10 protein-coding genes, 1 pseudogene and 1 other annotated feature are annotated in these 12,625 nt (G+C 65.6%); of the genes and pseudogenes, 1 reads left to right on the plus strand and 10 read right to left on the minus strand.

Annotated features, from left to right (window positions below; genetic code table 11):
- Positions 1-78: 78 nt before the first annotated feature.
- From AC1DS0_RS08400 to AC1DS0_RS08425, 6 genes and pseudogenes are all read right to left on the minus strand, one after another.
- Positions 79-1,346: pseudogene (locus AC1DS0_RS08400) on the minus strand (IS3 family transposase).
- Positions 910-1,024 (minus strand) — a sequence feature (AL1L pseudoknot). Its footprint overlaps the pseudogene before it by 115 nt.
- A gap of 650 nt (positions 1,347-1,996) precedes the next feature.
- Positions 1,997-2,476 (minus strand): MaoC family dehydratase, encoded by a 480-nt coding sequence (locus tag AC1DS0_RS08405; RefSeq protein WP_476814024.1) that lies wholly within the window; start codon positions 2,474-2,476, stop codon positions 1,997-1,999.
- An 8-nt stretch (positions 2,477-2,484) separates the two neighbouring features.
- Positions 2,485-3,258, minus strand: coding sequence for an enoyl-CoA hydratase/isomerase family protein (locus tag AC1DS0_RS08410; protein ID WP_476813911.1), 774 nt, complete (start codon positions 3,256-3,258; stop codon positions 2,485-2,487).
- A 17-nt stretch (positions 3,259-3,275) separates the two neighbouring features.
- Entirely contained in the window at positions 3,276-4,466 is a 1,191-nt protein-coding gene (locus AC1DS0_RS08415; RefSeq protein WP_201302987.1) for a CaiB/BaiF CoA transferase family protein, read from the minus strand.
- A 70-nt stretch (positions 4,467-4,536) separates the two neighbouring features.
- Positions 4,537-5,511 (minus strand): Bug family tripartite tricarboxylate transporter substrate binding protein, encoded by a 975-nt coding sequence (locus tag AC1DS0_RS08420; RefSeq protein WP_476813912.1) that lies wholly within the window; start codon positions 5,509-5,511, stop codon positions 4,537-4,539.
- 40 nt (positions 5,512-5,551) lie between these two features.
- Positions 5,552-7,222: a flavin-containing monooxygenase gene (locus AC1DS0_RS08425; protein ID WP_476813913.1), complete on the minus strand. Its 1,671-nt coding sequence runs from the start codon at positions 7,220-7,222 to the stop codon at positions 5,552-5,554.
- A 140-nt stretch (positions 7,223-7,362) separates the two neighbouring features.
- On the opposite strand from AC1DS0_RS08425, the gene AC1DS0_RS08430 reads away from it, so the two are divergent.
- A complete protein-coding gene (locus AC1DS0_RS08430; protein WP_476813914.1) occupies positions 7,363-8,232 on the plus strand; it encodes an HpcH/HpaI aldolase/citrate lyase family protein in 870 nt (289 codons plus the stop codon).
- Between the two features lie 9 nt (positions 8,233-8,241).
- On the opposite strand, the gene AC1DS0_RS08435 is transcribed toward AC1DS0_RS08430, so the two are convergent.
- The 4 genes from AC1DS0_RS08435 to AC1DS0_RS08450 all read right to left on the minus strand — a co-directional run bounded on the left by AC1DS0_RS08435 (position 8,242) and on the right by AC1DS0_RS08450 (position 12,571).
- On the minus strand, positions 8,242-8,988 hold the full coding sequence (locus AC1DS0_RS08435; protein ID WP_476813915.1) for a FadR/GntR family transcriptional regulator: 747 nt from the start codon (positions 8,986-8,988) through the stop codon (positions 8,242-8,244).
- Positions 8,989-9,070: 82 nt separating this feature from the next.
- Entirely contained in the window at positions 9,071-10,243 is a 1,173-nt protein-coding gene (locus AC1DS0_RS08440) for a CaiB/BaiF CoA transferase family protein (RefSeq protein WP_476813916.1), read from the minus strand.
- Entirely contained in the window at positions 10,240-11,262 is a 1,023-nt protein-coding gene (locus tag AC1DS0_RS08445) for an NADP-dependent oxidoreductase (protein WP_476813917.1), read from the minus strand. The genes AC1DS0_RS08440 and AC1DS0_RS08445 overlap by 4 nt, the downstream gene beginning before the upstream one ends.
- A gap of 67 nt (positions 11,263-11,329) precedes the next feature.
- On the minus strand, positions 11,330-12,571 hold the full coding sequence (locus AC1DS0_RS08450; protein ID WP_476813918.1) for an ABC transporter substrate-binding protein: 1,242 nt from the start codon (positions 12,569-12,571) through the stop codon (positions 11,330-11,332).
- Positions 12,572-12,625: the final 54 nt, after the last annotated feature.

The raw sequence follows: 12,625 nt of genomic DNA on the forward strand, positions 1-12,625 counted from the left end.
CGATATCTCTTGATGTGAATGCCCGCTTGCAGGCAGTGCTGAACCGCCCCGGGTTCGCCGGAGGCCGTTTGGTTTGAGTCACGCCGCCATGGCTGGCTCATCCAGCATGGCGTAGTAGCGCTCCTCGGCTTCGGCCGGCGGAATGTTGCCGCTGGGCTCCAGCAATCGGCGATGGTTGAACCAGTCGACCCAGGTCAACGTCGCGAACTCCACAGCCTCGAAGGATCGCCACGGCCCGCGCCGATGGATCAGCTCGGCCTTGTAGAGCCCGTTGATCGTCTCGGCGAGAGCGTTGTCGTAGCTGTCGCCCACACTGCCGACGGAGGGCTCGATGCCTGCCTCGGCCAGGCGCTCGGTATAGCGGATGCTCACATATTGAGAGCCTCGGTCGCTATGATGCACCAGGCCGCCCCGGTGAACAGGACGACGCTCGTGAAGAGCCTGCTCAAGAGCATCCAGCACGAAGCTGGCATGAGCYGTCCGGCTCACTCGCCAGCCGACGATCCGCCGAGCATAGGCATCGATCRCGAAGGCGACATAGACGAAGCCTGACCAGGTCGAGACGTAGGTGAAGTCCGAGACCCAGAGCCGGTTCGGCGCCGGTGCGYGGAACACCCGGTTGACATGATCCAGCGGGCACGGCGCGGCCTTGTCCTGGATAGTCGTGCGGATCGGCTTGCCGCGAATGACACCTTGCAGGCCAAGGTCCGACATCAGGCGTTCGACCGTGCAGCGGGCAACGTCGAACCCCTCGCGCAACATCTGCCGCCAGACCTTGCGCGCGCCATAGACCTCGAAGTTCTCCCCGAACACGCGCTCGATCTGAGGCTTCAGCTCCAGGTCCCGCTTCGCCCGAGCCGACAGCTTCCCCGGATCGACCCGTTCGGCGACATGCTCACGATAGGTTGACGGGGCGATCGGCAGCACCTTGCAGATCGGCTCGACCCCATAGGCCCTGCGGTGATCGTCGATGAACGCGATCATGACCGGTGTCGGCGGTCGAGCTCCTCTTACCCGACAGGCGAATGCCTGCATTCGCCGAAAGGGCCTGGGCAAAATACGCCGACGCCTTGCGCAGGATCTCATTCGCTTGGCGCAGCTCCCGGTTCTCGCGTTCGAGARCCTTGAGCTTCGCCGCCATGTCCGTCGTCAGCCCGGGCTTTCGGCCGCTGTCGACCTCAGCCTTCTTCACCCACTCGTTCAGCGTTTGCGCCGTGCAGCCGATCTTGCCCGCGATCGACATGATCGCCGCCCAGCGCGACGGATGCTCGGCTTCGTGATCCAGCACCATCCGCACCGCGCGCGCGCATCTCAGGCGAGAACTTGTTCGTCGTCTTGCTCGTCATAGCCCCATCCTCTCAGGAGTTGGGGCCTCCGACAAACCCGGGGCGGTTCACATGCCCCGGCGCATGCATACGTTAGAGCCCGTCCCGCCGAAGCAGACCGACGCCGTGCTTATCGGCTGTCCGGCTCGATCGGTGGCCTCAGCATCGAAGGGGGCCGCGCAATCTCGGCTTTGTCGCCGCGGCGCTGGCCGCTTTGGCGCTGCGGTTGTCGATGTCGGCTAGGTTGAAGACCAGCCTTGGCCGCGGAGACCCGACGTCAGATATGGAAGCGGTCGCATGAGACGGGTCGTGGGACCTCACATTTTTCCATTGCGGAGGCTTACCTCGATCAAGCGGGAGCTGGCTTGATCGATGTCCGGAAGCACCACTTTCCCGAGAGCGAACTTCCGCTCTCCCCATTGCCACGAAAAAGATCGGAGCGGACTGAAGGGATGAACGAGAACGTCCGCGCGAGGTTCGATCAAGAGTGCGGCGTGCCGCCGAATGTCGCTCCACGCCGTGACGGCTGACGATCAGACTAAGCGCGATACGAGCATCGCCGCGCCGGCGCTGCCAAGGCGCGCACCTTCAAGAGGATTGAGCATCTCCTCGAACTGCCTGACTTCTTGATGCATGGCGGCCCATTGCGATCCGTAATCACTTCCCAATTATCAGACAACGGCCCGCCTCTTCTGCAGTCCGGAGCGCCGACACTGGGCGACGAGATCGCCGTGCTGGTTATAGGCACGGTGCAGGAATGTGACGATGCCGGCCTGCGGTCGCGACCGGCTTTCGCGGAGCTCGACGACCTCGGTCTCGACCCTGATCGTATCGCCATGAAAGAGCGGCTTGGGAAAGCGCACCTCATCCCAGCCGAGATTGGCGATCGCGGTTCCTAGCGTGGTATCGCCGACCGAGATGCCGACCATCAGCCCGAGCGTGAAGGCGCTGTTGACGATGCGCTGGCCGAACTCGGTCTCGGTTCGACAATATTCCTCATCGAGATGCAGATAGGCCGGATTGTGGGTCAACGCGCTGAACCAGACATTGTCCGCTTCCGTGATGGTGCGACGGATCTCGTGGCGGAATATCTGCCCGACGCTGAGCTCATCGAAATAAAGGCCGGCCATTGTCGCTCCTCGGCTGAAAATGCTGCGGTTCAGGCGCCGGTGTAACGAGGTGGCCGCTTCTCGCTGAATGCGGAGGCGCCCTCGCTTGCGTCGGCGCTGGTCTGGAGCAGACGCAGCATCAGCTGCTCCAGCCGAAGGCCGCTGGCGAGGTCGACATCGCGGCTGCGCAGCGCCAGCTCCTTCGCCGCCTGGACGGCCAGCGGCGCGTTCTCGGCAATGCGGCGGGCGTAACCCAGCGCCGCCGGCATGAGCTCATCGGGCTCGACGACCCGATTGACCAGCCCCCAGCGCTCGGCCGTCGTGGCATCGATACTGTCGCCGGTGAGGAGAAGCTCCATCGCGATCGCATGCGGCAATTGCTGGATCAGCCGCTGGGTGCCGCCATTGGCGGGAAAGAGCCCGCGCTTGACCTCGGCGACCGAGAAGCTCGCATGCCGAGCGGCAACCCGGATATCGGTCGCCAGAACCAGCGTCATGCCACCGCCGAGGCAGGCGCCGTTCACGGCCGCGATCACCGGTTTCCAGATCTCGAGCCCGCGATTGAGGAGCTGACCCTGCTGGGTCAGCATCAGCTCGGCCAGCGGTGCCGGCGCGGCGGTGAAGCTCTTGAGGTCGGCACCGGCGCTGAAGGCCTTGTCGCCGGCGCCGGTGATGATCGCTGCGCGGATCACCGGGTTGTCACGGACCTGGGTCCAGGCCCTGGAGAGTCCGGCATAATGCTCGGCATCCATGGCGTTGCGCCGCTCCGGGCGGTTGATGGTGATGATCGCGACGGCGCCGTCCCGGTCGAGGTCGATGGACATGAGCCTCGTTCACTTCCTCAGGCGACCGCGCGCAGTTCACGCAGCGCCGCGATCTCGTTCTGGGAGAGGCCGATCTCGGCCAGCACCGCATCCGTATCCTGCCCGAGCAGCGGCGGCGGCAGGCCCGGTCTCACCGGCTCACCATCGAAGCGCACCGGCTGGGCGATGCCCTTGAGACCACCGGCGGCGGGGTGCTCGTAGTTGAGCACCATCCCGCTCGCGGCGGTATGCGGATGGGCCAGCAGTTGCGCCAGCGAATTGATCGGCGAACAGGGAATGCCGGCCCGCGACAACGTCGCGTGCCAATGCGCCACCGTTCCCCCTGCCAGCGCGGCTTGAACCTGCGCGAGTGTCCGGGCCCGGTTGCGGACGCGATCGGCATTGCTGCGAAAATCGGGGTGATCGACGATCTCCTCAAGGCCAACGACCGCGCAGAACTTGCGCCAGAGATTGTCGTTGGCGACGCCGATCATGATCGGCCCGTCCTGCGCCTCGAAGGCCTGGTAGGGGCAGAGCGATTCGTGGCTCGAGCCACATTTCGCCGGCTGCACGCCCTTCTCCCAGAAGGTCTGGAGATTATAGCCGAGCAGGCCCATTGCGGTGTCGTAGAGCGAGACGTTGACGGTGCCGCCCTGCCCGGTCACCGCACGCTGATAAAGCAGGGCGAGAATGCCGCTCAGCGCATGCGTGCCGGTCATCTGGTCGATCGGCGAGATCGGGCTGCGGATATGGCCGCCGCTCTCGTCGCCGGTCAGCGCCATCACACCGCAGAAGGCCTGCAGGATGACATCGTAGCCGGGCGCGTCGCGCATCGGCCCGGCGCGGCCGAAGCCCGAGATACTGCAATAGATCAGCCGCGGATTGAGCCCGCGCAACGTTGCGGCATCGATGCCGAGGCGCTCGACCACCCCGGTGCCGAAGCTTTCGATCGCGATGTCGCAGCTCGTGGCGAGGCGATGCACGACCGCCTGCCCCTGCTCGGTCTTGAGATCGACAGCGATGCTGCGCTTGTTGCGATTGGCGCTGAGGAAGACAGCGCCGAGCCCGGGGGCGCGGAAGGGCGGCCAGCCGCGGGTCTCGTCGCCGGTGCCGACCGGCTCGACCTTGATGATGTCAGCGCCCATCTCGCCGAGATATTGCGCGCAGAGCGGGCCGGCGAGGACCTTGGTCAGGTCGAGGACTTTCACACCTTGAAGCGGCTTGGCCACGATCGATCTCCCGCGCCCTGGGCCGGGCGCTTCACTCTGTCTGATGGGAATGGGCAGGGCCCGGCCGCGATCACTTGCGCTCGATCTTGGCGATCTCGACCAGATCGACCCAGCGCTTCGCATCCTCCTCGACGAAGGCGCCAAGCTCCGCCGGACTGGTCGAGAGCACCTCCGAACCGATCTGGTTGATGAAGCCGATCATCTCGGGATCGCGCAGCAGCGTGTTGAGTGCCGTGTTGAGCTTCTGCACGATCGGCTGCGGCGTGCCGGCCGGCGCGAAGGCGGCGACCCAGGCGACGATGTTGAAGTCGCGGACACCGAGCTCCATCAGGGTCGGCAGCTCCGGCAGGCTCCCGATCCGCTTCGGCCCCGTCACCGCCAGCACCTTGAACTTCTTCTCCCGGATCATGCCGAGCGCGCTGGCGGGATCCGGGAAGAAGACGTCGATGCGCCCGCCGATCAAGTCGGTCATCGCCTGCGGCGTGCCGCGATAGGGCACATTGACCATGTCGAAGCCGAGCAGGGATTTCAGCAACTCGCCGGAAGCGCGCCCGCCGGTATTGCCGCTGCCATAGGAGAGTGGCGGCTTCGCAGCCTTGGCCGTCTTGACGAAGCCGCCGAAATCGTCGGCCGGGAAATCGGAGCGAACCGCCAGCATGTAGGGGATGCGGATGACGCCGCCGATCGGGGCGAAGTCCTTCTTCGGATCATAGGGCAGATGCTGGTAGATGCTCGGATTGGCGGAGTGCGTGGTATTGGTGGTGATTAGCAGCGTGTAGCCGTCCGGGGTTGCGCTCGCGACCTGGCGCGCGGCGATGATGCCGTCGGCGCCGGCCTTGTTCTCGACGATGAAGCCTTGCCCGAGCTGCTTCTGCAGGCCCTCGCCGACCTTGCGCGCCACGGCGTCAGTGGCGCTGCCGGCAGGAAACGGCACGATGAGCGTGACCGGCCGCTGCGGATAGCTCTCGGATTGTGCCTGCGCGGCTCCAATCCCAGCCGCCAGCGCGGCCGCGACCAGCAGCGCTCTCCTCGTCAAACCCGTCATCCGCAATCTCCCTGGAAATGACCGCCCGGCACGCCTGTCACTAAAGCGCTGCGCATGGTTCGAGCTTGATCTCGAGCGCCGGTGCGCCGGCAAGGCGAAAGCCGCGATAGCCCTCAGCGGCGACCTCGTCGCAAATGCGCCGGTAGACATTCACACCGCCGATATAGGGCATGAAAACCCGCGTCTTTCCGGGGACATTGGCGCCCATGTACCAGGAGTTGGCCTGCGGGTAGAGCGTGCGATGCGCGACCTCGTTGACATGGGCGACCCAATTATCCTGCGCCGCCTGCTCGGGCTCGATCGTGCTGATCGCTTGCCGGTGCAGATGCGCCAGGCAGTCGGCAATCCAGTCGACATGCTGCTCGATCGAGACGATGACATTGCTCAGCACCGAGGGGCTGCCTGGGCCGGTGACGGTGAACAAGTTCGGGAAGCCGACGCTCATCAGGCCGAGATAGGTTCGGGGGCCGGCCGACCAGGCCTCCTTGAGCGTCGCACCGCCACGGCCATGGATGGCGATGGCGTCGAGCGCGCCGGTCATTGCATCGAAGCCGGTGGCGAAGACGATGGCGTCGAAGGCGTAGTCCCGCCCGCCGATGCGCAGGCCGCCCTGCGTCAGCCGCTCGATCGGCGCCCGGCGAACATCGACCAGCGTGACGTTGTCGCGGTTGAAGGTCTCATAATAATCGGTGTCGACGCAGATGCGCTTGGCTCCGAGCGGGTGGCCGTGCGGCAGCAGTGCCTCCGCGGTCTGCGGATCGGCGACGGTCTCGCGGATCTTGCCGCGAACGAACTCGGCGGCTGTGTCATTGGCCGCTTTGTCGACCAGGATGTCGTTGTAGGCGTGCATGAAATTGGCACCGCCCTGCTGCCAGCGCCGCTCGTACTCGCGCCAGCGCGTCTCGGCATCGACAGCGAGGGCGCCCTTGTCGCTGAACTCGTAGATCGTGCCGGACCGCGTCTCCTCGCGAGCGCGCCGGCGTAATGCGGCATAGTCCTGCTTCCAGGATTGTTCATAGGCGTCGGTCATCCTCCAGTTACGTGCCGGCACGCTGAAATTCGGCGTGCGCTGGAAGACGGTGAGGTGCCTGGCCTGTGCCGCGATCGGCGGGATCGCCTGGATCGCCGACGAGCCGGTGCCGATGATGCCGACGTTCAATCCGCTGAAGTCGACGCCCTCATGCGGCCAGTGGCCGGTGTGATAGACGCGCCCGCGATAGTCCACCATTCCGGGAAAATCGGGGATGCGGGCGGCCGAGAGACAGCCTGTCGCCATGATGCAGAAGCGGGCAACGATCCGCTCGCCCGCTTGCGTGGTCAGAGCCCATTCCGCGGCGTCCTCATCATAGGTCGCCGATGCGATGCGCGTATCGAGGCTGATGTCGCGGCGCAGGTCGAAGCGATCGGCGACATGGTTGATGTAGCTCAGTATCTCGGGCTGGGTGGCGAAGCGCTCGCTCCAGCGCCAGTCCTGCTGCAGCGCCTCGTCGAAGGAGTAGGAGTACTGCATGCTTTCGACGTCGCAGCGCGCACCGGGATAGCGGTTCCAGAACCAGGTGCCGCCGGCATCCGAGCCGGCCTCGCAGACGCGGACGGAAAAGCCGAGGCCGCGCAGCCGGTGCAGCATGAAGAGCCCGGAAAAGCCGGCGCCGACGATCACGACATCGAAGCGGCTGTCGCCGGCCGGCCGGCTGTTGGCCTCCATTGTCATGAGCTGCGTCCTCCTGCCCGGCGGCAACGCGTTACCGCCTTTGGACGCTAGGCTAGCGCAAATTATAAAATGGTCAAACCATTTGACGATTATCGATTTGGCGCGCTAACCCTGTCGTCACGACATAGGGAGGCGACCCCATGAGACTGCGTTCACTGCTTTTCGTTCCCGCCGACAGCGAGCGGAAATTCGCCAAGGCCCAGGCTAGCGGCGCCGACGGCCTGATCCTCGATCTCGAAGACGCGGTCGCCCCTGCGCGAAAGCCGGTGGCGCGCGAGATGGTTCAGGAGATGCTCGCCGCGGACGCGCCGCGAAGCTGGAGCTTCTGGGTCCGCGTCAACGCGCTCGACACCGGGCTGACATTGGAGGACCTTTCAGCCGTGGTCCGGCCCGGGCTCGACGGGATCATGGTGCCGAAGGCCAATGGCGCGGCGGACATCGTCCGGATCGGACACTATCTCGACGCGCTGGAAACCCGCAGCGGCATGGCGCGCGGTACGGTCAAGATCATCGTCGTCTCGACCGAGACCGCGGTCGCGATGTTCAATCTCGGCAGCTATGCCCCGGCGCATGAGCGCCTCGCCGGCTTGACCTGGGGTGCGGAGGATCTCGGCGCCGTCGTCGGCTCCAGCACCAACAAGCAGCCGGACGGCGACTGGACCCAGCCCTATCGGGTCGTGCGCAGCATGTGCCTGTTCGCCGCGGCCGCGGCCGAGGTCGCACGCATCGACACTCTCTATGCCGATTTCCGCGATCCGGTGGGCTTGGAGGAAAGCTGCCGCATCTCACAGCGCGACGGCTTCACCGGGCGCATCGCGATCCACCCTGATCAGGTCGAGACGATCAACCGCTGCTTCTCACCTTCGGCGGAGGATCTGGCACAGGCCAGAAGGATCGTCGCTGCCTTCGACGCCGATCCTGGCATCGGCACGATTGGCATCGACGGCAAGATGTACGACATCCCGCATCTGAAGCTGGCTCGTGCGATTGTTGTCGCGGCGGAAGGTTGAACGCGGAGCCTAGTCCGGCAGGTCGGTTTCCTCGCGTGCCCTGGTCTTGGCGCGCGTCGCCTTGACGTGACGCTCCATGCGGCGGAAGGCGGCATCGCCATCCCCTGCCACGATCGCCGCGATGATGCGCTCATGCGCTTTCACCACCTCCTGGCGCAGGCTGGAGGTGTCGTATTCGTCGCTCACGGTCGAGACCACGACGTCATAGGAGATCGAGTAGAGGAAGGCTGCCAGCAGATCGTTGCAGCTCGCCGTCGCGACCGCGTTGTGCCAGGCGATATTGATCTCGGCGAAGCGATCGCGATCGCCCAGCGCCTGCGCCATCTCGGCGTTCAGATCCCGCAGGCGGACGATGTCGTCGGCGCTACGATGCTCGGCGGCAAGACGCGCAAGTCCGGGCTCCAGCGTCTCGCGCGTCTGCTGCAGCGTCCGTAGCGACAGGCGCCGCCCGCGAACGAATTGCGTGACGAAATGCGCCATCGAGTCGTTGCCGGGCCGGCTGACGATATTGCCACCAAGGCGGCCGAGCTTGGTCTTCACCAGCCCCTCGACCTCGAGCTTGCGCAGGGCTTCGCGCACCGAACCGCGGCTCAGGCCAGTCTGGCTGACGAGTTCGCGCTCGGTCGGCAGATGCGTGCCTTCTTCCAGCGAGCCATCGAGGATGGTCTGGCGCAGCTTGTCGGCCAGCACCTCATAGGACTTCTGGACGGAGATCCGTCCCAGCATCGGCTCCGGAGAATCGCCCCGTTTCGTCATCTCGCTCGGTTCCGCAGGCGGGAAGCCATATCATACGCCTGAAAAGGTATAATGGTAAGAGCAAAGACAAGGCAGAAGGCAGCTAGCCCCAGCCACCTTGGTCCAGTACCGCGCGCGTATGTTCCCCAAGATGCGGCGGTAAACGTCGCAAGGCCGGCCGCCAATTGCTCCAGTCGCCGACCGGGCCGAACAGCCGCAATCTCTGGCCGTCCTCGCAGGTCGCGTCCTGGAAGAAGCCCGTGGCCAGCAAATGCGGATCATCGCAGAGCTCTTCCAGCGAGCGCATCGCGACCGCAGTGAGCCCCGCCTCCCGCAAGGTTGCGACCCAATGAGCGGTCGGATGCTCACGGGTGATCGCACCGACCATCTCGAACAGGGCATCGCTATGGATGGTCCGCGCCGTCATGTCGGTGAGCCGGCTATCGCGTGACAAATCGGGGTCGCGGCCGACCACCTTCAGGAAGCTGCGCCACTGCGCGTCCGTGTAGATCATGCAGCAGATGTGTCCGTCCTTGGTCGGGAATGGACCGCGGTCGCGCACCATCAGGCGCGGATATCCGATAGGAGCGGAGGCAGGCTTGAAGGTCTCGCCGAAGAGATGGTCGCCGAAGAGCAGGCTCGCCAGCGTCTCGAACATCGGGATGCCGAGCTCGCAGCCAATGCCAGTGCGCTCGCGCTGGAACAGCGCCGCGCTCATCAGGCCGAAAGCATAGAGCCCGACCGTGCGGTCGGCCAGATTGGCGGGAACATAGCGCGGCTGGCCGTCGCTGGTGCGGCCGAGCAGGTCGGCGAGGCCTGAGATCGCCTGGATCAGGTCGTCGAAAGCGCCCTGCTCGGCATAGGGTCCGCGCTGGCCGAAGCCGAACAGTCCGGCATAGATCAGGCGCGGATTGAGCGCCGAGAGCGCCTCGTAGCCGAGCCCGAGGCGGGCCATGGCCTGCGGGCGCATCGAGTGCACGAACAGGTCGGCCTCGGCGACGACCCGCAGCAGTGCCGCGCGCCCCTCCGGGCTCTTCAGGTCGAGCACGACGCTGCGCTTGTTGCGGTTGAGATGGACGAAGAGCGGCCCGCGATCCGAGCCTGGCGGCGCGCCTGCCTTGCGTAGGATATCGCCTTCGGGCGGCTCGACCTTGATGACGTCGGCGCCGAGATCGGCGAGCAGCTGCGTCGCCAGCGGCCCCATGACGATCGCCGTCAGGTCGACGACACGGACGCCGGCCAGCGGCGCAAGGTTTGGTGCAGGGGATTCGCTCACGCCTTCAGTCGTACGAGTTGCTTCCCGAAATTGCGACCCGTCATCATGCGCAGGAACGCCTCGGGCATGCGCTCGAAGCCGTCGAGGACATCCTCCCTGGTCTGGATCCTGCCCTCGCGGTGCCAGGCGGCAAGCCGCGCCATCGCCTCGCCGCGCCGATGCCACCAGTCGAAGGCGATGAAGCCCTGGACCAGCGCCCGCGTCACGATCAGGCGCGAGGAGGCGCGCAGCCCGATATCCTCTTGCTCGAAGTCATTGGCGAGCGCGATGCGGCCGCAGATGGCGACGCGCGCCCCGACTGCGAGATTACGCAGCACGGCGTCATGGATCGGCCCGCCGGTATTGTCGAAGAAGACGTCGATACCGCCGGGCGCGAGTGCTGCCAGAGCGGCGGTGAGGTCGTTCGTCGTCTTGTAGTTGAGCGTCGCGTCGAAGCCGACGGAGCGACACCAGGCCAGCTTCTCGTCAGAGCCGGCGACGCCGATCACGCGCGCCCCGCAGAGCTTGCCGATCTGCCCGACGAGCTGGCCAACGGCGCCCGAGGCCGCCGAAACGACGAGCGTGTCGCCGGGCTTGGGCCGGCCGATCTCGAAGAGCCCGATATAGGCGGTTAGCCCGGGCATGCCGAGCCAGGACAGCGTTGCCTGCGGCGGGCCGAGCGCCGGATCGACCTTGTTGGCCTTGGCAGCGCCGGGCAGGTCCGGCGTCAGCACCGCATATTCCTGCCAGCCGAAGCCCATCGCCTCGGCGATGTCGCCGGGCTTCCAGTCCGGATGGTTCGAAGCGACGACCTCGCCGACACCGCCGCCCTGCATCAGCTCCCCGAGCCCGACACCCTTGGCATAGTTCGTCGAGGGGCTGATGCGGCCGCGCATATAGGGGTCTAGCGAGAGCCACTGCGTCCGGACCAGGATCTGGCCGGGCCCGGGCTCCGGCATCGGCGCGTCATGCAGGCTCCAGGTCTCGAGCGTCGGCAGGCCCTGCGGATGCGAGGCAAGGCGCCATTGGCGGTTCGTCATCGTCGTCTCCTCACTCGCACCCGGAGGCCCGACCCTGGCACGAAGCCAGGGCCGGCTGGAAGGTGCCTTAGCCCTTGACCAGCGGACAGGCAGCCGGATCGGCCTTCTGGAAGGCCTCCTCGCCGGGGATCGTCGCCAGCGTCTCGTAGAGGTCCCATTCCCCCTTCGAGGCTGCCGGCGTCTTAACGCGGAAGATGTACATGTCGCGGACGACGCGGCCATCGGCGCGGATCTTGCCGTTCTTGGTCATGAAGTCGTTGACCGGCGTCTCCTTCATCTTGGCCGCGACCTTGATGGCGTCGTCCTCGCCGACAACCTTGACCGCGTTGAGATAGTGCATGACCGCGCCATAGGCGCTGGCCTGGACCATGTTCGGCATCTTCTTGAAGCGCTCGAAATAGCGCTTGGCGAAGGCCCGGGTCTCGTCGTTCTGGTCCCAGTAGAACGGCGAGGTCACCAAGAGACCCTGAGCCGTCGACAGGCCCATGGCCTTGACGTCATGCAAGGTCAGGCTGAGCGCGGCGAGTTTCTGCTTGGGGCGGACACCGAACTCGTCAGCCTGCTTGACGATGCTGGCGACATGGGCGGTCGTGGTAGCGAGTGCGATCACATTGGCGCCGGAGGTCTGTCCCTTCAGCAGGTCGGAGGAGAAATCCTTGGTGTCGAAGGGATGGCGGGAGGCGCCGACGACCTTGCCGCCACCGGCTTCGATCATCGCCGTCGTGTCGCGCTGGACGTTGACGCCATAGGCGTAGTCCACCGTCATGAAGTACCAGTTCTTCTCGCCAGCTTGCGTGTAGAATTTCGTGACGCCCAGCGCCTGGCTGTAGTTGTTGTAGGTCCAGTGGATGCCGTTCGGGCTGCAGTTCTTGCCGGTGAGGTCGCTGGAGGCCGAGCTCAGATAGATCGCGAGCTTGTTCTTGTCCCTGGCGAGCTCCTGCACACCGAGCGCGACCGAGGTGATGCCGACGTCGAAGATCGCGCTGACACCCTCGTCATACCATTTGCGTGCCGCGGTGATGCCGACATCGGGCTTGTTGAGATGGTCGGCCTCGAGCACCTGGATCGGCCGGCCAAGCACCGTTCCGCCGAAATCCTCGACCGCCAGCTTCATCGCGGTGACCGTGCCTGGCCCCGACAGGTCGACGACGATGCCGGACATGTCGCTGAGCGCGCCGATCTTGAACGGCGCCGGCTGCTGAGCCCGAAGTTCCAGACTAGTCAGAGCAAGCGCGATGGGCAGCGCCGCGAGGGCAAGCAGCCGACGGCGGCGAGAAGCTGGAGGCTGATCGAAGGCGTTCGGTGACATGGCTGCTCCTCCCTGAGCGCTGCGTTATTGCCCGATGCCAGCGCGAAGGCCGGC

This window comes from Allobosea sp. P4_H5 (assembly GCF_056400825.1).

Excerpts from the sequence above, each read along its gene's own strand:
- AC1DS0_RS08410 (WP_476813911.1), bottom strand. The coding sequence starts at position 3,258 with ATGTCCATCGACCTCGACCGGGACGGCGCCGTCGCGATCATCACCATC.
- AC1DS0_RS08420 (WP_476813912.1), bottom strand. The coding sequence starts at position 5,511 with ATGACGGGTTTGACGAGGAGAGCGCTGCTGGTCGCGGCCGCGCTGGCG.
- AC1DS0_RS08425 (WP_476813913.1), bottom strand. The coding sequence starts at position 7,222 with ATGACAATGGAGGCCAACAGCCGGCCGGCCGGCGACAGCCGCTTCGAT.
- AC1DS0_RS08430 (WP_476813914.1), top strand. The coding sequence starts at position 7,363 with ATGAGACTGCGTTCACTGCTTTTCGTTCCCGCCGACAGCGAGCGGAAA.
- AC1DS0_RS08435 (WP_476813915.1), bottom strand. The coding sequence starts at position 8,988 with ATGACGAAACGGGGCGATTCTCCGGAGCCGATGCTGGGACGGATCTCC.
- AC1DS0_RS08445 (WP_476813917.1), bottom strand. The coding sequence starts at position 11,262 with ATGACGAACCGCCAATGGCGCCTTGCCTCGCATCCGCAGGGCCTGCCG.
- AC1DS0_RS08450 (WP_476813918.1), bottom strand. The coding sequence starts at position 12,571 with ATGTCACCGAACGCCTTCGATCAGCCTCCAGCTTCTCGCCGCCGTCGG.